The organism is Campylobacter sp. CNRCH_2014_0184h, assembly GCF_025772985.1.
GTDB lineage: Bacteria > Campylobacterota > Campylobacteria > Campylobacterales > Campylobacteraceae > Campylobacter_D.
Genome location: NZ_JAKMTB010000001.1, coordinates 285,810 through 306,064, shown reverse-complemented (window position 1 = coordinate 306,064; position 20,255 = coordinate 285,810). Strand labels below are relative to the sequence as shown.

Below are 20,255 nucleotides of genomic sequence, written 5' to 3'. Positions count from 1 at the left end.
TATAATTATATTTTATTAAATTTTACTTTAGTTTTGATTAAGAGTGGCTTTTCTAGGGTCTAAAAATTCTACTTCTAATTTCTTATCTCTATCTTCTATATACACAGTAAAAATAGCCTCACCTTTTTTAAAATCACTAAATTCAAGTATCAATCTTGCTCTATCTATATGAGGATTTTTATAATCAGGCACTAAGGTTTGATCAACCCAGTTTAAATTTCTTCTTAAAGACATCACAAATTGTCTAGGGTATTTTTTATACTTTGAATGAACAATGATATTAGTTTGATCAAATAAAGTCCATGAGAAGTCAAAATAATAAATCTCATCAGGATAGTCAATTTCTTTTATTTTTACACTTGCTTTTTCATCTTTACTCAGGGTAAATTTATAAGTATAATCAAAAAATACTTCAGCATTTAAAAAGTTAAACATCAAAAATAAAGATAAAAGTAAACGCAAAATCAACCCTCATGCCCTAAAATTTCAGCACTTAAGCCTATGTAAAAATCATTTTTTCTCTCATCTATTAAGAGTGAATTTTCCATTTGAAATTGCGCTACATCGCTTTCATTTAAATTATTTTTTTCTAAAAGCTCTATCATAGCGATATGATCGGCTAATAATTTTTCTAAAACATTTTCCAATGCACCTAAATTTGCATATTTTATTGTTTCAATAAATTTTTCTTTAGGGCTTTTTGCAAACATTTCATCAAAAATATCCATTTTTTAACCTTTCATGTGAGTTTGAATTTTTTCTATTAAAGTAGTTTTATCGTTAACTTCATCTAAGTCTTTAGTTTCTTTTTGCCAAGAAATATGTATATAATCCATCTTAGCATTTTTAGCACAAAGTCTGTCTTTTAAACTATCGCCTATAAAAATACTTTTTTCATATTTTGCTTCATCTGCAATTAATCTTAGCATCATAGGATCAGGCTTAGCTTCTATACCATAACTAACACCTAGTATTTTATCAAAATATGAAAGAATGTTTTGTTTTTTTAAAATAGGCACCAAGCTTTCCTGAGGTGCATTAGTAGCTATAGCCAGATAACAATCGTTTTTTTTACAAAATTCCAAAACCTCAAGCACACCATCAAAAAGCACCACACTTTGATCATAATGCTTAATAAAATATTTCTCATAACCTTCTTTAAAACTAGTATGTGAATAAGTATCAACCCCATAAAAAATCTTAGCATAATTTTGCCCAGGAGTATTGATAGTATCTAAAATAAACTCTCTTTTTAAAGGTTCTAAATTTAAATCCGCTCTTATTTCATTTACCGCACATACTATAGCATTAGCGCTATCTATAAGCGTGCCATCCATATCAAAAATTACATTTATCAATATTCATCCTTAAATTTAATTTTATGTTTGTCTTTTTTATAACTTTGATTATTTTTTAGCTTATACAAAGCATTAGCTTTTGAAGTTAAGGTTTTTTGGTCTAAACTTTCATCTAAACACTCATTTACAAAAAGCTCTAAAGCTTTAGTATAAGTAGAATCCAAAAACACCGCTTGAACTTTTTCAAAGATTTTAGCATTTTTTTGCATTCTTTCTCTAAAAAGTGTTAAATCAAAATCTTCCCTTTTTAAAGCATTCACAGCAGAGTTGGTAAATTTTTCTAAAGCTCTTACATATTTAACTCTCAAAGCTTTTTCATCATTTTTCATTCTGCTGCACTTGTATTAATTCTACATTGTAATGCTTCTTGTACTAAATTTCTAGCTATTGAAGCTTCAGCATCTACAATGTGTAAATGTTTATCAGTGTGTGGGAAAATGATCTTAGCACCCGTACCACTTGTTTTTAAAACTGTTTGTATAGGTTTGTTAAAACCAGAAAGCACTTGATAGAGCATATCAAGTTTAGCTTCATTGCTTATGGTTATAATAGCAACTGAGCATTCTTCTATATTAGCTACTTTTAATGTTTCTACTTGCGCTACACTAGCAAAAAAAACATTCTCATTTCTGCTACGCCCAAGTTCAACTAAATTTAAATCACTTTCTAAAACTAGATATGGAATACCTGTTTTTTTGATCTTTTGCACCACTTCTTGACCTAATCTTGTATAACCAAAAATGATAAAATGATCTTTCATTTTTTGATCACATAGATAAAATTTAGCCATATCATTTTGCTCACCTTCGGCTGCGTTGGCTATTTTTCTAAGATTATTTAAAATAAAAGGTGTTGCAACCATAGTGATGATAGAAACTATAATAAAAATTTGTGCTGTTTTTTCATCTATAAGCGAATTTACTTGCATTAATGAAAACACCGCTAGAGCAAATTCTCCAATTTGAGAAATACTCAAAGCAGTTTTTAAAGCTACTCTTTTTCTCGTATAAAGGATTAAAAGACCATAAATTACTACAAATTTTATCAATAACACCAAGCTTACAAAAACAAAAATCAAAAACCAATTTTCAAAAACTATATGAAAATCAATTTGCAAGCCAACACTGATAAAGAAAAACCCTAAAAGTAAATCCCTAAAAGGAACCAAATCTGCTTCTATTTTATGTTTATATTTAGTTTCAGCTATCAAAGCTCCAGCTATGAATGCCCCAAGTGAATATGAAAAACCAAAAGAATGTGCTAAAAAGCTTGCTCCTATTACGGTAAAAAGTATGGTAGCGATGAAAATTTCATTTGCATTGGTCTTAATGATAAATTTTAAAACATAAGTAAAAAGGTATTTGCCTATAAAATAAAGCAAAACAAGTAAAATCACAGCACTGACTAAGGTTGTAAATAAAAGCTTTGAAATATCAGCGTTTTGAGAGCTAAATATATCAATCATTAACAGCAGTGGTATCACAGCAATATCTTGAAAAAGCAAAATTCCCAAAGCTTTTCGGCCATATTCTTCATTGATATCGCCACTATCATTAAGTATTTTTAAAACTATAGCTGTAGAAGATAAAGCTAGGGCAAAACCTGCTATCATTGCTATATGATTTGCTATACCTAAAATATAAGTTACAAGTAAAGTACAAACCAAGCCACAAGTTAGCATTTGTAAACTTCCATTTAAAAATACTTCTTTTTTCATTGCTAAAAGGTGTTTAAATGAAAATTCAAGCCCTATGGTAAACATTAAAAAAACTATACCAAACTCAGCCACATGGATAATGATTTCATTGGTGCTAAAACCATAAAATTCACGCACAAACAAACCTGTGGCTATATAGCCTATAATGGTTGGAATTCCAAATTTTTTAAGTATAACATTAAGTACGACAGCAACTGCTACTGCAGTTAAAAATAAAGTTATAAAAGCATCCACTCACCAACCTTTTGTAATGTTTTATTATTTTATTTTTTCTAAAAAAATTAAGTCAAAATTGCTTCTGTGTTTTACTACTGCTCTTGATTTTGAAGGATTATCTCTTCTATCAAGTTCTAATCTTAATTCTTCAATGGTATTTTCAAACTCATCAATTTTTGTTTTTAGCTTTAAAATCACATCAACACCAGCTAAATTAACTCCAAGATCTCTTGTTAAGCGTAAAATCATTTTGATTCTATCTATATCTTTTTGAGAATAAAGTCTCATTTTACCATCGGTTCTACTTGGTTCAACCAAACCTTCTTTTTCATATTGTCTTAGAGTTTGTGGGTGTATGCTTAAAACCTTTGCAACAACACTTATAAGATACACCGGTTCATCATAACTATGCTCCATTGCATACTCCTTTTAAGGTAATTTTTCTTCTAAAATTTTTACAAATTCAGGATCAAGACTATTAATATCAGGTATTTTTACATTTAAAATTAAATACATATCTCCATAAAGATCTGTTTTTCTATTTTGTACCCCATAACCTTTAAGTCTGATTTTTTGATTGTTTTTTGAATTTGGTGGTATGGTGATTTTAACTTCTTTTCTTGGAGTATGTACGCTGATTTTATCTCCAAAGAGTGCTGTTTTTAAACTAATTTCAACCTTTTTGTATAAATCATCATCTTCTCTTTCGTATTCATCGCTTTTTTCAAGCTCTACCTTTAAAATCAAATCTCCTTTTTGTCCTTGAAAGCTTTTTCCTTTACCTCGTATGCGTAGCTTTTCGCCATCTTTTATACCATGTGGAATTTTGATTTTAACTTGTTCGTTGTTGATATTTATAGTATGTTCACCACCTAAAATTCCTTTTTCAAAAGGAATTTTAACACTTGCTTGTAAGTCTAAATCCTCTTCAAACCCCCCAAAACCTCCAAAACCACTTCTAAAATTATTACTAGAACTAAAACCTCTACCAAAACCCCCAAAGCCTCCGCCAAAAATATTATTCAAAATATCATTGATATCAGCTCCGCCTGCATTTCTTGAAAAATCATGAAAACTTTGCCCACCAAACATAGAATCACCATATCTATCATATTGAGCTCTTTTTTTCTCATCACTTAAAATTTCATAAGCGGCGTTAATTTCTTTAAATTTTTCCTCAGCACCTGCTTCTTTATTGATATCTGGGTGGTATTGTCTTGCTAATTTTCTATAAGCTTTTTTTATTTCATCTGCGCTAGCATTTTGCGAAACACCTAGTGTCTCATATAAACTATTACTCATTTTTTATTCCTTATTTTTTATAAGATTATACCATAAACTTTAGTCTTAGTCAATCAACTTTTATAAGTTTTAAAACTAAAGGTTTTATTTACAATTGCGTAAAAATAAAATTTTATACTTGTGTAAATTGATTTTACAAAGGATAATACATGAAAAAAACTATGGTTCTTTCTTTGGCATTGGCAACTAGTCTTTTTAGTGCTAGTATTGATTTTAAACAAGCAGATGATAATGTAAAAAGATCTTTACCAACTGATAATCAAAATACTATACTTTCTTATCATGATTCTATACAAAAAGTTAAAAATTCAGTTGTGAATATTTCAACTTCTAAAACCGTTCAAAGTAATTCCTTTGGGATTGATGATTTTTTCAATGATCCTTATTTTAAACAATTTTTTGGTTTTGATTTTCCACAAGCTCCAAAAAGTAAAAAAAATAAAAAAGAAGTAGTAAGTTCGCTTGGATCTGGTGTAATTATCTCAAGTGATGGCTATATTATAACAAACAATCATGTTATAGAAGATGCTGAAAAAATTACTGTAAATTTACCTGATTCTAGCACTGAATATAAAGCTAAATTAATCGGAGCTGATCCTAAAACAGATTTAGCAGTGATAAAAATAGAAGCAAAAAACTTACCCGCAGTAGTTTTTGCTGATTCGGATAAATTATTAGAAGGTGATGTAGTGTTTGCTTTGGGTAATCCTTTTGGTGTTGGAAGTAGTGTTACAAGTGGGATTATCTCGGCCTTAAATAAAAATAATATAGGTTTAAATCAATATGAAAATTTCATTCAAACGGATGCTTCAATTAATCCTGGAAATTCAGGTGGAGCTTTAGTAGATAGCAGAGGGGCTCTAGTTGGGATAAATTCAGCCATACTTTCAAGAAGTGGAGGAAATAATGGTATAGGCTTTGCAATCCCTTCTAATATGGCAAAATCTATTGCACAAAAACTTATCGAGCATGGAAAAATAGAAAGAGGATATTTAGGTGTAGTTATAGGAGCTTTAACTCAAGATATTAAAAAAGCTTATACTAATCAAGAAGGAGCTTTAATAACAGAAGTTCAAAAAGACTCAGCAGCTTATAATGCGGGATTAAAAAGAGGTGATTTGATTATAAAAGTAGATAAAACTGTGATTAAAAGCCCTATGGATTTAAAAAATTATATAGGAAGTATTGATCCAAAACAAGCTATAGAGGTAACTTATGAAAGAGATAATAAAGTTAAAACAGCTAAATTTATGCTAAAAACAGATGAAAAATCGCTACAATATGAAAAAGGTTATATTGATGGTTTAAAATTAGTAGAGCTTGATTCTAAAAATAAACAACAATACCGCATACCTGAAAATATTAGTGGTATTTTAATCACTGAAGTTACTCCAAAATCAAAAGCAGAAAAAATAGGCTTTGAGCAAGGTGATATTATTATAGGTATTGATCAATATGAAGTTTCAAATTTTAAAGAATTATCTAAGGCTTTAGAATTAAATAAAGGCAAAGAATATGTTAAAATTTGGATTAATAGAGGTGGTATGGTTAGAGCTTTACTTTTTTAAGAAAGGAAAAAAATGACAAATATTTTAATGATAGAAGATGATTTAGAATTAGCAGAGATTATAGCTGAATATTTAGAGCAATTTGATATGAAAGTAGATATTGCTCATGAACCTTATATAGGTCTTTCAAGACTTGCTTTAAATCCTTATGATTTAATCATTTTAGATTTAAGCTTACCTGGACTTGATGGACTTGAAGTATGCGAGGAAATTCGTAAAAAATATGATACACCCATTATCATTTCAAGTGCAAGACATGATATTAGTGATAAGGTTGCAGCTCTTGATTTGGGTGCTGATGATTATTTACCAAAACCATATAACCCTCAAGAACTTCAAGCAAGAATTAAAAGTCATTTAAGAAGAATTTCAAATACAAAAACCGCTCAAGCTCAAGTTAAAAAAGATCTTGTATATGATAAATATAAACATACTATCACTATGAAAGATCAAGAAATTAGCTTTACTAATGCTGAATTTGATATTTTGAGTTATTTAATTAAAAAAGAAGGTGGAGTGGTAAGCCGTGAAGAACTTGTGTATAATTGTAGCTCTATTAGTGAAGATTCTAGTAATAAAAGTATAGATGTAATCATTAGCAGAATCAGACAAAAAATCGGAGATGATCCTAAAACTCCAAAATACATTCATTCAATCAGAGGTATAGGGTATAAATTAACTCAATGAATAAATCATCAATTTTTTATACCATAACCTTTGTTTTTTTGCTTGCTAGTGTTAGTGTGATTTTGGCATTTTTATGGCTTATAAAATATGATCAGCAAAATTACACTAATGAGCTTAATGCGAAATATTCTTTTATAGCTAATGCAAGATTATTGTATTTTAACCATGTAATTAGCGAAAAAGAATTTTATGAGCAAACAAAAAATTACAAAATGATAGAACTAACAACCCCATCTTCTATAAGAAAAATCATCTACAAAGCTGAAACCATAGCACGCGCTCAAACTAGCACAGGTGTAGTTGAAATCATTACTTTAGAAGATAATGTATATTTAAAAATCATTTTTGATGGTAAGCTTTATTTGTACAAAGATTTAGAATATCAAGGTTATCGTTATTTTGTGATTAAGCTTATTGCTAGTATAGTGGTAATGGTTTTATTGATTTTATATATTTTTATCATTAGAAAATTAAAACCACTTAGAGCTTTAAAAAGACAAATAGATAAATTTGGCGAAAATAAACTCAATGAAATTCAAAATGTCAGTAAAGGCAATGATGAAATTTCTCAAGTAGCAACAGCCTTTTATGAGTCTATTTTGAGAATTCAAAAACTAAACACTTCAAGGCAATTTTTCTTAAGAAATATTATGCATGAGTTAAAAACTCCTATCACTAAAGGTTTAATTACTTTAGAAATGCTTGAAGATAGCAAATATAAAGAAAGATTAGTGGGTGCTTTTAATCGTTTGGAAATTTTGATTAATGAATTTGCAGCCATTGAACAAATTACTTCGGGTGCTGGTTTGATTAATTTAAAAAAATACAATATTTTAGATCTTTTAGATGAAGCTAAAGATATAGCTATGAGTGATGATGAAAAGGTAAAAATTAGTATCAAAGAAAGTTTTAGCGTCAATGTGGATTTTAAACTTTTTACTACTGCGATGAAAAATATGATAGATAATGCAACAAAATACTCTGATGAAAATTGCGTTACTATAGAAATAACTAAAGATTATCTTTGCTTTAAAAACAAAGGAAAAGCCTTAGATAAAGACTTGAAATACTACACTCAAGCTTTTACGCAAGGAAAGAAAAACAAAGATAGTTTTGGACTTGGATTATATATTGTTAAGACTATTTTAGATTCTCATAAACTTACGCTTTATTATGAATATAAAGATGGTATCAATCATTTTTATTTTAATGATATACAAAATATAATTTTAAACTAGGAAGCTCATGCCCTTATCGCGTTTAAATGAAGAACAATACAAAGCTGCTAGCGCTCCTTTTGGACACAATCTAATCATAGCAAGTGCAGGCACAGGTAAAACTTCGACCATAGTTGCAAGAATAGCCTTTTTACTTCAAAATGGTATAAAGCCTGAAAAAATTATGCTTTTAACCTTTACAAACAAAGCTAGTAAAGAAATGATAGAAAGACTTGGCAGGTATTTTGATAAAAGTATTACTTCAAAAATCACAGCAGGAACCTTTCATAGCACTGCTTATTCCCTACTTAAAGAGTTAAATCATGATATTATTTTAAAACCTGCTAGTGAGCTTAAAATTCTTTTACGTTCCATTTTTGAAAAACGCACTTTTCATCATTTAAGCGACACTAAACCTTATATGCCAAGTTATTTGTATGATGTGTATTCTTTATTTCAAAATACTAATGCAAACTTAGATGAATTTTATAATTGGTTTTGTCAAAATTATGATGAACAAGCTGTTTATGCTGAAATTTATGAAGATATTTTAAAAGAATACGAAGAAGAAAAAGCACGTTTTAATTATGTGGATTTTAATGATTTATTGATCAAATTAAAACATGTTTTAGCTTCACATCATTTTGAATTTGATGAGATTTTAGTAGATGAGTACCAAGATACTAATACTTTACAAGGCTCGTTAATTGATGCTTTTAAAAGTAAAAGTTTATTTTGTGTGGGGGATTATGATCAAAGTATCTATGCTTTTAATGGAGCTGATATTTCTATTATAGGAAGTTTTAAAGATAGATTTATCGATGCAAATATTTTTACTTTAAATAAAAACTATCGTTCTAGTAAAAATATACTTGCACTAGCTAATAAAGTGATTTTAAACAATGAAAGATTATATCCTAAAGAATTGATTGTAACTAGAGAAGGAGATTTTAAAGCACCAAGTTTGCTAACTTTCAATGAATTATTTGATCAATACTCTACCATAGCAAAAATAATCTTACAAAGTGGAGTTAATCTTGATGAAATCGCTGTTATTTTTAGAAACAATTCTAGCGCAGATGGAGTAGAAGTTGCCTTAAGAGAACTTGGTATAGCAAGCAAAAGAAAAGGTGGGGGAAGTTTTTTTGAAAGCTTGGAAGTTAAAAACTTTTGTTCTATGCTTGCAATCGTGCTTAATCCAAAAGATATCATGGCTTTTATACACTTACTTGAATATACCAAAGGAGTTGGTGGGGTTTTAGCAAAAGATATTTTTGATGCTTTATTAAAGCTGGGACATTCTAGTTTGATTAAAGGTTTTTTAAATCCTGATAGTAATGTGAGTTTAAAAAAATACAAAAAACAAAGTTACCAACTAGGACTTTTTGATGATATTGAGGAGCTAGCCTCACCTTCAAGGTTTAACTTAGAAAGTGAATTTAACACCCACCCTATTTTAAGTCTACCTAAAATCAACGAGTTTTGTGCGAAAAATCTTGAAAAAATTTATCTTTTTATTAAAAAAGCAAGCGAGTGTAAGGTTTCAACTCAGCTTGTAAATTTAATCTTAGAAAATGATTATTTTAAAGAAATTTGTGATATTTTAGCAACCAAGAGAGCGACTAATAAAAACTCCAATGTTGATTTAAATAAAAAAAATGAAATTTTAGAAAAAATCAATGCAAAAATATTTGTATTAAAAGAACTTGCTAAAAATTATAGTGATAATTATAAATATTATAATTTTCTTACTCTTGGTGCTAGTGAAATGAGTAGTGGTAGTGGGGTTAATCTTTTAAGCATACATGCTAGTAAGGGGCTTGAGTTTGAACTTGTATTTGTAATTGATCTTGCACAAGGAAGATTTCCTAATCAAAAACTCATGAGCATGGGTGGAAGTTTGGAAGAAGAAAGAAGGCTTTTTTATGTAGCAGTAACTAGAGCTAAGGATACTTTATACTTAAGCTATGCAAAATATGACAAGATTAAAAAAAGCAATTATCAACCTTCATGTTTTCTAATCGAAGCAGGTATGTGCAAAGAAGAACAAAAATAAGACTTTATTAATCTTTTTATATTATGATTAATAAAAATCATTCAAGGAGAAAAAATGAATAGTGTATTATTCAAAGGAAATAAAGTAAATCTAAAAGGAAATAACATCCAAGTTGGCGATATGGCTCCAAATATCACCTTAAAAGCTAAAGATCTTTCAGGTGTTGAAATTGCCCCAAAAGGCAAAACTCAAATTATTATCAGCGTACCAAGTCTTGATACTCCAGTATGTGCAACTGAAGCTAGAGAATTTAATAAAAAAGCAGCAGCAAGCGGTGTAGAAGTAATCGTAGTTAGCATGGATTTACCATTTGCTATGGGTCGTTTTTGCTCAACTGAAGGTATAGATAATTTAACTGTTGCAAGTGATTTTGTTTCTAAAGAATTTGGTGAAAAATATGGTGTTTTAATGGCTGATGGTCCACTTGAGGGAATTTTAGCTAGAGCAGTGTTTGTAGTTAAAGATGGTGTGGTTGCTTATAAAGAATTGGTAAATGAAGTAACAGAACTTCCAAATATGCAAGCTTTAGAAAGCTTCTTTGGTCAAAGTTGTGGATGTGGTGGTTGTGGTTGCCACTAAAATTTAAAAGCCTTTTATAGGCTTTTAAAACTTAAAAACATGGAAAATTTTCTTTCTCGTTTTGAAATAGAAAAACAAGATCTCAAACTTATACAAGAGCACTTACAAATAATAAACATTGAAAAAGACTTTAAGGTCAATGATAAATGTTTAGGATTTATAAAAATTTTAAAAGGCGAGCTTAGAGCTTTTATTTTAACCCCAAATGCAAAAGAAATAACACTTTTTCACCTTAAAGAAAATGACGAATGCGTTATTTGCTCTGAGTGTAATATGGATGGCATATCTTATGATGTTTTTATACAAAGTACTCAAAATACAAGTATAGCCATCATCCCCTCAACAATTTTTCAAATTTTAAAAGAAAAATACCCAAAAATTAATAATTATGTTTTAAGTTTAATCACCAAGCGTTTTAATACCTTAATCAAAGTTTTAGAACAAGCTTTATTTATGCCTTTATCTTCTAGAATTTGTGATTTTTTGAAAGAAAATGCTAGCAACAATACTTTAAAAATTACCCATGAAGCTTTAGCTAATCACTTAGGAAGCGCCAGAGAGGCCGTTTCAAGAATTTTAAAAGAATTAGAAAAAGAAGGTAAAATCAAGCTTGAAAGATCTAAAATAATACTAATTTCTTTGTAACTTTATCACAGAAATACTTTTAAAATTTATTTATAATATCAACAAAAAGGAGAAATTATGAGTAAATTAGAAAGAGTGCTAAGAATAGCTTTAGCCATAGTGGCGTTTTCTTTAGGAGTTTATTTTTCAACTTGGTGGGGATTGTTGGGTTTAATTCCTTTATTAACAGGTATTTTTGCTGTTTGTCCCATAAGAGTGCTTAGTGGAAAACAAGCTTGTCCACTTGGGGTTTGTCCTATTTCTAAAAAGAAAAATTAGAATGATTTACTAGTTTTTCTAGCTTTGGTGTAATGACAAATCTACAATAAGCTTGGCTGGGATTATTTTTAAAATATTTTTGATGATAATCCTCAGCCTTATAAAATTTTTCTAATTTTAAAACTTGCGTAACTATAGCTTTAGTGTAATATTTTTGTACTTTTTGTAAAAAATCACTAATGATTTTTAACTCCTCATTAGTTTGATAAAAAATAACTGATCTATATTGCTTCCCCTCATCAGCACCTTGTTTATCTAAGCTTGTTGGATCATGCATTTTGAGAAAAAGTTCTAAGATTTTTTCTAATGAAATTTGTTTTTCATTATAAATTATCTTAGCTACTTCTATATTCCCATCACCATTTATCACGCTTTCATAACTTGGATTTGGCTTGCCACCGCTATAACCTACTTCTGTATAAACTATGCCTTTAATTTCATCAAACACAGCTTGAGTGCACCAAAAACAACCCGCACCTAAGATGATTTCTTTATTTGTCATTATTTTCTAAATCCTCGTTTTCTTTTAAAACAAGTTGCATAAGATAAAGTTCTTCTCCATCTATGATTTTTAAATCTTTATCTTCGCATTTTGGGCACCAAAAGATATTATTTTCAAGCACTCCGCTAAAATGGCATTTTTGACATTCAACTACTACTTCTTGAATATGCATAATAAATTTAGCATTCTTACACAAAGGACTATTTTCTTTAAAAGTTTCAAAACTTCTTTGTAAAAGTGGAGGTTCAATCCCGCTTAAGCGCCCTATTTTAACATGCACTTCTTCAATAACTTTTCCTTGAGCATATTCTTCGCAAAGCTCTAGTAATGATTCTGTAATACTTAACTCATGCATTAGCAAATTCTTGGTAAAAGTTCGCCTTTTGGAGCTTCTAAAATGCGTTTTGCTCCATAAGCATTTTCTAAAACCACTCTTACTTTTTCATTAGCTGTGATTTCACCTATAATGGCTGCATTAGCATTAAATTGTTTTAAAATTTCTAATGCTTTTTGCTCATCTTTTTTATCTACACAAATAATAAAAGTTCCTTCATTTGCAAGCTCATAAGGCTCATACCCAAAAAGCTCACAAACCCCTAAAACTTCATCACAAACTGGAATTTTTTCTTCATATATTAAAAGCTCCAAATTACTTAATTTAGCCCATTCATTTAAAACCGCACTAAGTCCACCACGCGTAGCATCACGCATTGCTTTTATAGAAATATCTGCATTTAAAAGTGTTAAAACTTCATCTTTTAAGCTTTTACAATCACTTTGGATATTTGCCTCTAAATTATTTCTTTCAACCAAAACTGCACAACCATGAGCTCCAATATCCCTTGAAACTAAGATACTACAACCACTTTTTAAGTCTTTGGTATTGATTTTTTGTATATTTTTACCTATACATGAAGTATTAATATATATTTCATCGCCTTTATTTTTAGGAACAACTTTAGTATCCCCGCAAACTAGTTTTACTCCTGCTTTATCACATTCTTCTTTTATAGATTTTAGTATAATTTTTAACTTTTCTATCTCAAAACCCTCTTCTAAAATCAAAGCTAGTGATAAATATAGTGGTTTTGCTCCCACCATTAATACATCATTTACGCTACCGCAAACTGCTAATTTTCCTATATTTATATCTTTTAAAAAGATAGGATTTAGTACAAAAGAATCGGTGCTAAAAGCCAAATCATCTAAAATAGCAGCATCATTTGCTTCTTTTAAAACATCATTTTCAAAAATAGAAAAAATTTCATTTATCAAAGCATTCATTTCTTCACCACCACCACCGTGGGCTAGAGTAATTTGTTTCATTTTATGCCTTATCTTGATAGTATTTATAATAAGCCGCACAAACTCCTTCACTAGAAACCATACAGCTACCTATAGGATTTTTTGGAGTGCAAGCTTTTGCAAACACCTTACAATCATAAGGTTTAGCTAAACCTCTTAAAATTTGACCACAAATACAAGCTTTACTCTCATCTTTACTTTGCACTTTACAATCAAACACTTTGCTAGCATCTAAGTGTGCAAATTCATCTTTTAAACAAAGCCCACCATTTACAATCACTCCAAGACCTCTAAATTCAAAATCACAAGGTTTAAAGTATTTTTCTACTAAAGCCTTAGCTTTTAAATTTCCTTCTTTGCTAACTACTCTGTGATATTCATTATAAACTTCAAAAGTATTTACATTCATTTGCTCTACTATATTTAACACACTAAGCATTATATCAACCGGTTCAAATCCACTTACTGCTATAGGAGTTTTGTATTTTTTAGCAATAGGTTCATAAATGTTTGATCCTGTGATAACGCTTACGTGAGAAGGTCCTAAAAAGGCATCAATTTTTACATTTTCATCTTGCATGATAGCTTCTACTGCGGGTGGAACTAATACATGATTAATATGAAAAAATAAATTTTTTAAATTTAAGGCTATACTTTTTTCTATAATCACCCCGCTCATAGGTGTAGTTGTCTCAAAACCTATGGTAAAAAAGATTATATTTTTCTCAGGGTTTTTTAAAGCTATATCTATCACATCCAAAGGTGTATAAAGCGCTCTAACATCAGCTCCTTTGGCTCTAAGATCAATTAAGCTTTCATAACTTCCTGGCACTTTAAGCATATCGCCTAATACACAAAAGATAGTATTTGGCATACTTGCAAGCTTTAAAGCCACATCAATACGCTCTCTAGGCATAACACACACAGGACAGCCTGGGCCATGAACAAAATTAATTTCTTTTGGCAATAAATCAGGCAAACCAAATTTCATAATATTATGCGTATGTCCACCGCAAATTTCCATGATATTAATAGGCTTAGTAATTTTAGAAGCAATAAGTTCTTTTAGGGCTAAAATTCTTTCTTTATCTCTAAAATCATTAATTAAATCCATTTTTTAGCCCCATATCGCCTTCATTTTCATCAATTTGTCCATTTTGCATTTTCTCTGCTATATCTGTATAAATTTTTAAACTCTCTTGTGCAGCTTGAGTGTCGATTTTTTCCATAGCAAAACCCACATGTATAAGCACATAATCACCTACTTTTAAAGGTTCACTTATTAAATCCAAACTCACTCTTCTTTTAACCCCTAAAGTTTCTACTATGGCTGAATTTAGCTCATCAATTTCTAAAATTTTAGAAGGTATAGAAAGACACATTAGTTAAGCTCCTTTTTCATTTTTAGATAATTTATCCAAAGATCAAATCCTGTTTTTGTTTTGCTATCTAAAATCATAATATCTATTTTAGGATTTAGCCTTTTAGCAGCCATAGAAGCTGCTTTAAAATCAAAGTCAAAATGCTGAGCTAAATCGGCTTTAGTAATGACTAATAAATCAGCCTTTCTAAACATCACTGGATATTTTTCTACCTTATCGCTACCTTCTGTTACTGAAAGTAAAACCACATTTAAATGCTCGCCCAAATCATAACTTGCAGGACATACTAAATTTCCTACATTTTCAACAAATACTATATCAAGTTCGCTAAGTTTAAAATGATGTAAAGCTTCATGCACCATAAAAGCATCTAAATGACAAGTTTGTCCTGTGGTGATTTGATGAGCTAAGCCTCCTGCTTTGATAATGCGATTTGCATCATTATTAGTTTCTAAATCCCCTTCAACCACGGCTATTTTTAAATCATCTTTTAAAGTTTTTATAGTTTCTTCTAAAAGTGTTGTTTTACCGCTTCCTGGAGAACTCATTAGATTAATACAAAGAGTATTATACTCATTAAAATGCTCTCTATTATGAGCTGCTTGATGATCATTTTTTGATAAAATTTTACTAATAACATTAATAGTTTTTTCATCTTTTAAAGCTGGATTTTCATGATGGTGATCATGATGATGTTCATGTTCATTAATAGAACAGCCACAATCTTTACACATAATCTTTCCTTTATATTTTTATTTTATTGTATATAAAAAAGTATTAAAAAAATATGAGTTTTATTAAGTTTTTAAAGATAAATAATGCACAAGCTGCCCAAGCGCAATAGAGCTATCATTACAAGGAAATTGTAAAGAAGTTTTATAAGTGAATTTTTTTCGATCTAAAATTTCAAGTAAGGTTTTATTTTGAAATACCCCACCACACAAAAGCACTTCTTCTTTAAAATCTTTTGAATATTCTATAATTAAATTTGCAATGCCATTAAGCAAACCTGTGCTAATTTTAACCTTATCTTTATCTTCTAAAGCTTGTAAAAAAGCATTTTTAAAGCAAATTTCTTTTTCTTGGATATCAAATTTGTAACTATAATCAAGATTTTTATCATAATATTTTTCCATCAAAAGTCCAATTTGTGCTTCATAATCAAGCTTTTGTATATCAAAAGCAAAAGCGCCAAAAGCATCGATGATCCTACCAAGAGAACTCGTATATAAAGAGCTTTGAGTGTGAATTTTTTTAAGATTGTCTAATTTTACTTGAGAAAATTTAGCTAAAAACTCGCTAGCTTTGTTTTCTAAATTAAAATCAAAAATCAAAGCTAAAGCTAAATTTGCGATATTTTTAATATCTGCATTAATGAGTTTGAAATTTTTAAAATGATTTAACCTTTCATAGTTTTTTAAATTCGCTCTAAAAATCTCACCACCCCAAATTTTTCCATCATCTCCATAACCTGTTCCATCAAAAACAAAGGCTAAAACATCATTTTTGTAAATTTTATGTTCGAATAAACAAGCACACAGATGTGCATAGTGATGTTGCACGCGAAAATTTTTATAATCTTTAAATTCTTTTACATAGTTAAATTGTGGGTGTTTATCGCTTAAAATTTGATCAAAATTTAGTTTATAAGAGTTTTGAAAGAAAGTTAAAATTTTAAAAAATCTCTCTTGTATGTCTAAACTTTTCATATCGCCTATATAAGGAGAAATAAAAATTTGATTTTTAAAAAAACATGCAAATTCGTTTTTTAACTCACTTCCTAGAGCTAGAATATTTTCTTTTGTATTAAAAATATCTGCTGTATTGATATAAAGCGGATTAAGGCCTCTTGAAGTCCTTAAAAACATAGCTTTTTCGCTAATAACTTGAGCAATGCTATCATCGCTTGAATTGTGTATTGCTCTATCATAATCAAGATAAAAATCAAATACATCACTAAGTTGCTCTAAAAGTTTTGTTTCTTCATAAATAATGCTTTGTGAACTTAAATTAGCACTTGTTGCAATGATAGGTTTTTTAAAATGTTCAAAAAGCATTAAATGCGTTCCCATATAAGCTAACATAATACCTATTTTATTAGTATCTGGCGCTAAGCTTTTATGGATATTTTTGCTATTTAAAATAACTATGGGTTTTAAATTTGAAGTTAAAAGTTTTACTTCAGCTTTATTAATAAAAGCTAATTCCTGAGCCATTTTAAGATCTTTTACCATGATAGCAAAAGGCTTTTTAGGGCGATTTTTACGTATTCTAAGTTCATTTATAGCATTTTCATTTGTACTATCACAAATTAAATGAAACCCACCCATACCTTTAAAAGCTATGATTTTACCTTGTTCTAAAAGTTTTGCAAGCAAGATAAAAGCTTTTTCATCTTTAGCTAAAATATTTTGATTTTTATCTTTTAAAAAAATAGTAATTTTGCATTTTGGGCATGAGAGTGGTTGAGCATGAAAGCGACGATTAACAGGATCTTCATACTCGCTTTGACAAAAAGAACACATTTTAAACTCATCCATAGTCGTATTAGCTCTATCATATGGAAGTTTTTTTATAATAGAAAATCTTGGTCCACAATTTGTGCAAGTGATGAAAGGGTATTTAAAACGCGGGTTTTTTTCATCATAAAATTCATTATAGCAATCCTCACAAAGAGCAAAATCACTCAAAATCGGACTAAATTTTTCACTATCTTGTGAAGTACTTATACTAAATTCATTATAAGTTTTTTGAAGTTTTTTATAAGAAAAATTAAAATCATCTATCCTAGCTAAAGGTGGTAAATTAGCAAAAAGTTTTTCTTTAAAAATTTCTAATTCATCATTGCTACACTCAAGGATTATAACAACGCCTAAGCTGTTGTTATAAACTTCACCTTTTAAATTAAGCTCTTTAGCTATATTAAAAACAAAAGGACGAAAGCCAACGCCTTGCACTAGCCCTTTAATATGAATTTCATATCCAAAGTGGGACATCGCTTAACTTAAAAAATGGTATGTGTTTAAATACATTTTTACTAAGGCTTTTATGTTCAAACAAGCTCCCACTAAGCACGGCACAATCAACTTGCTCTTTAGCCTTTAAATTATCAAATAAATCTCTTAAAAAATACGCCAAACTCTCAACAACACCTAAGGCTATGATTTGATTTTCTACTCCAGCAAGCTTAAAACTCATCACGCTTCTTAAGGTCTTAGTATAATCAAATTCTTTTTGCTCATTATGCTTAAAATCTATCCTAACACCTTTTGCCATTTTACTCTCATCTGCTAAAGCCAAAAGCGCTAATGCTGCTTTTTTCTCGTCTTCACCAAGCTCTAAAATCATCCCTACCATGCCAAAAAGATTAAAAAAATTATTAGCCATATTTAGTTCTTTTCGCACAAGAATAAATTCTTTTTCATAATTAGCTAGTAATCTCTTAGCAACATCATCTTGACTTATAGTTTCATAAAACTCATCAAAGCTTTTTGGCAAGCAAAGTTTTAAAAGATTGATTTCTTTATCAAGTAAGATAATATCATCATATTTTTTACTAAGTTCTAAAAGCAAAGGCTTTTTGTCTTTAAAATCAGACAATATACAAGAAATTCTTGCAAAATTTTTATCTTCTTTTTGAAAAATCAAATTTTTAAACTCAGGTAAAATATAATCATAACCCCTACAAACTACTAGCTCATTTTCGATTAAAGCCACTTTAAAATCATCCTCAAAATGTTCTAGCTTTTTAAAATTTAAAAACTTAATTCCTTCTTTTTCAAGCTCAAAACACAAGACAAACAAGAAAAGATTATCATATATTTTTATTTTAAAATATTCATGATTTAATTGATGATTTTGTCTAAAAATAGCATTAAATTTAAGCTTCATTAGAGGCTTTTCAACCCCTGCTAAGATTTTAAACTGCTCATTATTGCAGGAAAAAAACGCATTGATATGTTTTGGATCACTTGGCATTAAAAAATCATCTAATACTTCATTAAAAATTTCAAAAGTATATACTCCTTTTGAGCTTTTAAAATATATTTTTTCTTTGTTTTTTAATTTTTCCAAGGCTTTTTTTAAATTATCACAGAAATTTTCTTTAGTGATTTTTATAAAATCTTCTTCTATCTTAAACTCTTCTTCTACAAAAACACCCCATTCATTTTCTAAAAGCTCACCTTGGGTATAAGCATTTGCATTAAGTCTTGTTAAAAAACTTCTTTTGGTGAAGGTTTTTTCTTTTTTTATAGGTGTAAAATCTTCTTCTATAACTTTTAAGTCAAATTTGTTTAAAAAAACACTGTGGCTGATATTTTCTAAATTAGAACAAAAGGCTTGAATTTCATCTTTTTCGCCTTTAACTTTAATGATGATTTTTTCATCTTTTTGCTCATAATTATACACATAATCTTTAGCATAATAAGCTAACAAATACTCAAAAATATCATTTTTAGATTTATAATCAAAAGTAATTTCTAAAAGCAAGTTAAAAACCTTAAAATTAAATTTTTAAAGCATAAATATAACAATTTTAATTCTAAGGAAAGCTTAAACAAGCTATCTAAAATATAGATAGCTTGTTATTTTAGTAGTTAAATTCAGAACCGATAGCGATTTTTTGAATTTCTTTTTTGTTTTCAAGTTTTAAAAGTGGAGCATTTTTATCCATACCTAAAACTTTTGCTTTTTTTCCATCAAGTAATAATGCAACACCTTCAGGCAAAGCATAAATAACTACTTTAGGATTAACAATCAAAAACTCTTCAAGTCTTTCTTCGCGGCTTTCACCATTATGTCCTACTGGCTTACCTGAGATAAAATGTGGATTGATTTGATGAGGGAAGATATTAAAAGTGTTGAATGATTTTGGTTCAACTATAGGCATATCATTAGTTGTCATCATAGTTGTACCTGCTACATTTGAGCCTGCTGACCAGCCAACATAAGGTACACCCTCACTTACTCTTTTTGCAATGAGTTCTACTAGGTTATTATTATAAAGCTGATTTACAAGTTCAAAAGTATTTCCACCTCCTACAAAAATCGCATCAGCACTTTTAACAATATCAACAGCATTACCTCTATGTACACTAATTATTTGAAGACCTAAACTTTCTAAAGCTTTAGCAACTTGTGCTTCATATTGCTCATAAGTTTTTCTAACACCTGCATAAGGTATAAATGCTACTTTTTTGCCTTTTAAGTTATTTTTTTCAACAAATTCTTTAAGCCAAGGTAAAGCATGGTTTAAATACCCAGTGTCTTTATAGCCTGAACTTGAGAGCAATAAAGCTTTTTGCTTATCTTTTGGAAAATTAACCACATCATTAGCATTTAAAGCAACACCGCTAAAAAGCATAGCAGCTAAACCAAGAGCACCTACTTTTAACAAATTTCTTCTTTTCATTGTTTTTCCTTTAAAAGATATTTAAAAACAATTTATTTTAATAAATGATT

The 20,255-nt window shown here is 29.2% G+C and carries 23 protein-coding genes; 7 read left to right on the top strand and 16 right to left on the bottom strand.

Annotated features, from left to right (window positions below):
- Positions 1-27: 27 nt before the first annotated feature.
- Genes L8X36_RS01650 through L8X36_RS01620 form a run of 7 tightly spaced genes read right to left on the bottom strand, consistent with a single transcriptional unit; the run spans position 28 to position 4,593 of the window.
- A complete protein-coding gene (locus L8X36_RS01650) occupies positions 28-435 on the bottom strand; it encodes an exporting protein (RefSeq protein WP_263682316.1) in 408 nt (135 codons plus the stop codon).
- Positions 436-464: 29 nt separating this feature from the next.
- Complete coding sequence (locus tag L8X36_RS01645; RefSeq protein WP_039618310.1) at positions 465-728, bottom strand: DUF2018 family protein; 264 nt, start codon at positions 726-728, stop codon at positions 465-467.
- Between the two features lie 3 nt (positions 729-731).
- Positions 732-1,358, bottom strand: a complete 627-nt coding sequence (locus L8X36_RS01640; RefSeq protein ID WP_263682262.1) for an HAD family hydrolase — start codon at positions 1,356-1,358, stop codon at positions 732-734.
- The gene (locus L8X36_RS01635) at positions 1,355-1,687 is read right to left on the bottom strand and encodes a hypothetical protein (RefSeq protein ID WP_263682261.1); all 333 of its coding nucleotides are present in this window, start codon (positions 1,685-1,687) and stop codon (positions 1,355-1,357) included. Before L8X36_RS01635 ends, L8X36_RS01640 begins: the two co-directional genes overlap by 4 nt.
- Positions 1,684-3,309, bottom strand: coding sequence for a cation:proton antiporter (locus L8X36_RS01630; RefSeq protein WP_263682260.1), 1,626 nt, complete (start codon positions 3,307-3,309; stop codon positions 1,684-1,686). Before L8X36_RS01630 ends, L8X36_RS01635 begins: the two co-directional genes overlap by 4 nt.
- A gap of 24 nt (positions 3,310-3,333) precedes the next feature.
- Positions 3,334-3,708 carry a heat shock protein transcriptional repressor HspR gene (locus L8X36_RS01625; protein WP_039668403.1) on the bottom strand — a complete coding sequence of 125 codons (375 nt, stop codon included), beginning with the start codon at positions 3,706-3,708 and terminating at the stop codon, positions 3,334-3,336.
- Between the two features lie 12 nt (positions 3,709-3,720).
- Entirely contained in the window at positions 3,721-4,593 is an 873-nt protein-coding gene (locus tag L8X36_RS01620) for a co-chaperone-curved DNA binding protein A (protein WP_039628332.1), read from the bottom strand.
- A 149-nt stretch (positions 4,594-4,742) separates the two neighbouring features.
- On the opposite strand from L8X36_RS01620, the gene L8X36_RS01615 reads away from it, so the two are divergent.
- The 7 genes from L8X36_RS01615 to L8X36_RS01585 are packed head-to-tail and all read left to right on the top strand — an operon-like array spanning position 4,743 to position 11,603.
- Positions 4,743-6,161, top strand: coding sequence for a DegQ family serine endoprotease (locus L8X36_RS01615; protein ID WP_263679426.1), 1,419 nt, complete (start codon positions 4,743-4,745; stop codon positions 6,159-6,161).
- A 12-nt stretch (positions 6,162-6,173) separates the two neighbouring features.
- The gene (locus L8X36_RS01610; protein WP_039626094.1) at positions 6,174-6,848 is read left to right on the top strand and encodes a response regulator transcription factor; all 675 of its coding nucleotides are present in this window, start codon (positions 6,174-6,176) and stop codon (positions 6,846-6,848) included.
- On the top strand, positions 6,845-8,086 hold the full coding sequence (locus L8X36_RS01605; protein ID WP_087700579.1) for an ArsS family sensor histidine kinase: 1,242 nt from the start codon (positions 6,845-6,847) through the stop codon (positions 8,084-8,086). Before L8X36_RS01610 ends, L8X36_RS01605 begins: the two co-directional genes overlap by 4 nt.
- A gap of 7 nt (positions 8,087-8,093) precedes the next feature.
- Entirely contained in the window at positions 8,094-10,121 is a 2,028-nt protein-coding gene (locus L8X36_RS01600; protein ID WP_263682259.1) for an ATP-dependent helicase, read from the top strand.
- Between the two features lie 54 nt (positions 10,122-10,175).
- Positions 10,176-10,700, top strand: a complete 525-nt coding sequence (gene tpx / locus L8X36_RS01595; protein ID WP_012661493.1) for a thiol peroxidase — start codon at positions 10,176-10,178, stop codon at positions 10,698-10,700.
- 39 nt (positions 10,701-10,739) lie between these two features.
- A complete protein-coding gene (locus tag L8X36_RS01590) occupies positions 10,740-11,345 on the top strand; it encodes a Crp/Fnr family transcriptional regulator (RefSeq protein WP_263682258.1) in 606 nt (201 codons plus the stop codon).
- Between the two features lie 57 nt (positions 11,346-11,402).
- Complete coding sequence (locus tag L8X36_RS01585) at positions 11,403-11,603, top strand: DUF2892 domain-containing protein (protein ID WP_012661495.1); 201 nt, start codon at positions 11,403-11,405, stop codon at positions 11,601-11,603.
- Here the strand turns inward: L8X36_RS01585 and msrA are convergent.
- The 9 genes from msrA to pepE form a co-directional block, all read right to left on the bottom strand.
- A complete protein-coding gene (gene msrA, locus L8X36_RS01580; protein WP_263682257.1) occupies positions 11,587-12,105 on the bottom strand; it encodes a peptide-methionine (S)-S-oxide reductase MsrA in 519 nt (172 codons plus the stop codon). The genes L8X36_RS01585 and msrA overlap by 17 nt on opposite strands.
- Positions 12,095-12,460 (bottom strand): hydrogenase maturation nickel metallochaperone HypA, encoded by a 366-nt coding sequence (locus L8X36_RS01575; RefSeq protein ID WP_263682256.1) that lies wholly within the window; start codon positions 12,458-12,460, stop codon positions 12,095-12,097. Before L8X36_RS01575 ends, msrA begins: the two co-directional genes overlap by 11 nt.
- Complete coding sequence (hypE, locus tag L8X36_RS01570; protein ID WP_263682255.1) at positions 12,460-13,431, bottom strand: hydrogenase expression/formation protein HypE; 972 nt, start codon at positions 13,429-13,431, stop codon at positions 12,460-12,462. Before hypE ends, L8X36_RS01575 begins: the two co-directional genes overlap by 1 nt.
- A 1-nt stretch (position 13,432) precedes the next feature.
- The gene (gene hypD, locus L8X36_RS01565; RefSeq protein WP_263682254.1) at positions 13,433-14,524 is read right to left on the bottom strand and encodes a hydrogenase formation protein HypD; all 1,092 of its coding nucleotides are present in this window, start codon (positions 14,522-14,524) and stop codon (positions 13,433-13,435) included.
- Complete coding sequence (locus L8X36_RS01560) at positions 14,511-14,792, bottom strand: HypC/HybG/HupF family hydrogenase formation chaperone (RefSeq protein WP_039618343.1); 282 nt, start codon at positions 14,790-14,792, stop codon at positions 14,511-14,513. Before L8X36_RS01560 ends, hypD begins: the two co-directional genes overlap by 14 nt.
- Positions 14,792-15,526: a hydrogenase nickel incorporation protein HypB gene (gene hypB, locus L8X36_RS01555; protein WP_263682253.1), complete on the bottom strand. Its 735-nt coding sequence runs from the start codon at positions 15,524-15,526 to the stop codon at positions 14,792-14,794. Before hypB ends, L8X36_RS01560 begins: the two co-directional genes overlap by 1 nt.
- A gap of 63 nt (positions 15,527-15,589) precedes the next feature.
- Positions 15,590-17,788, bottom strand: coding sequence for a carbamoyltransferase HypF (gene hypF / locus L8X36_RS01550; RefSeq protein WP_263682252.1), 2,199 nt, complete (start codon positions 17,786-17,788; stop codon positions 15,590-15,592).
- Positions 17,769-19,283 carry a hypothetical protein gene (locus L8X36_RS01545; RefSeq protein ID WP_263682251.1) on the bottom strand — a complete coding sequence of 505 codons (1,515 nt, stop codon included), beginning with the start codon at positions 19,281-19,283 and terminating at the stop codon, positions 17,769-17,771. Before L8X36_RS01545 ends, hypF begins: the two co-directional genes overlap by 20 nt.
- A 100-nt stretch (positions 19,284-19,383) precedes the next feature.
- Positions 19,384-20,205 carry a dipeptidase PepE gene (gene pepE, locus L8X36_RS01540; protein WP_263682250.1) on the bottom strand — a complete coding sequence of 274 codons (822 nt, stop codon included), beginning with the start codon at positions 20,203-20,205 and terminating at the stop codon, positions 19,384-19,386.
- Between the last annotated feature and the right edge of the window lie 50 nt (positions 20,206-20,255).

Coding starts and splice junctions, on each gene's coding strand:
- L8X36_RS01650 (WP_263682316.1), bottom strand. CDS start 435: ATGTTTAACTTTTTAAATGCTGAAGTATTTTTTGATTATACTTATAAA.
- L8X36_RS01645 (WP_039618310.1), bottom strand. CDS start 728: ATGGATATTTTTGATGAAATGTTTGCAAAAAGCCCTAAAGAAAAATTT.
- L8X36_RS01635 (WP_263682261.1), bottom strand. CDS start 1,687: ATGAAAAATGATGAAAAAGCTTTGAGAGTTAAATATGTAAGAGCTTTA.
- L8X36_RS01625 (WP_039668403.1), bottom strand. CDS start 3,708: ATGGAGCATAGTTATGATGAACCGGTGTATCTTATAAGTGTTGTTGCA.
- L8X36_RS01620 (WP_039628332.1), bottom strand. CDS start 4,593: ATGAGTAATAGTTTATATGAGACACTAGGTGTTTCGCAAAATGCTAGC.
- L8X36_RS01615 (WP_263679426.1), top strand. CDS start 4,743: ATGAAAAAAACTATGGTTCTTTCTTTGGCATTGGCAACTAGTCTTTTT.
- L8X36_RS01610 (WP_039626094.1), top strand. CDS start 6,174: ATGACAAATATTTTAATGATAGAAGATGATTTAGAATTAGCAGAGATT.
- L8X36_RS01605 (WP_087700579.1), top strand. CDS start 6,845: ATGAATAAATCATCAATTTTTTATACCATAACCTTTGTTTTTTTGCTT.
- L8X36_RS01600 (WP_263682259.1), top strand. CDS start 8,094: ATGCCCTTATCGCGTTTAAATGAAGAACAATACAAAGCTGCTAGCGCT.
- tpx (WP_012661493.1), top strand. CDS start 10,176: ATGAATAGTGTATTATTCAAAGGAAATAAAGTAAATCTAAAAGGAAAT.
- L8X36_RS01590 (WP_263682258.1), top strand. CDS start 10,740: ATGGAAAATTTTCTTTCTCGTTTTGAAATAGAAAAACAAGATCTCAAA.
- L8X36_RS01585 (WP_012661495.1), top strand. CDS start 11,403: ATGAGTAAATTAGAAAGAGTGCTAAGAATAGCTTTAGCCATAGTGGCG.
- msrA (WP_263682257.1), bottom strand. CDS start 12,105: ATGACAAATAAAGAAATCATCTTAGGTGCGGGTTGTTTTTGGTGCACT.
- L8X36_RS01575 (WP_263682256.1), bottom strand. CDS start 12,460: ATGCATGAGTTAAGTATTACAGAATCATTACTAGAGCTTTGCGAAGAA.
- hypE (WP_263682255.1), bottom strand. CDS start 13,431: ATGAAACAAATTACTCTAGCCCACGGTGGTGGTGGTGAAGAAATGAAT.
- hypD (WP_263682254.1), bottom strand. CDS start 14,524: ATGGATTTAATTAATGATTTTAGAGATAAAGAAAGAATTTTAGCCCTA.
- L8X36_RS01560 (WP_039618343.1), bottom strand. CDS start 14,792: ATGTGTCTTTCTATACCTTCTAAAATTTTAGAAATTGATGAGCTAAAT.
- hypB (WP_263682253.1), bottom strand. CDS start 15,526: ATGTGTAAAGATTGTGGCTGTTCTATTAATGAACATGAACATCATCAT.
- hypF (WP_263682252.1), bottom strand. CDS start 17,788: ATGTCCCACTTTGGATATGAAATTCATATTAAAGGGCTAGTGCAAGGC.
- pepE (WP_263682250.1), bottom strand. CDS start 20,205: ATGAAAAGAAGAAATTTGTTAAAAGTAGGTGCTCTTGGTTTAGCTGCT.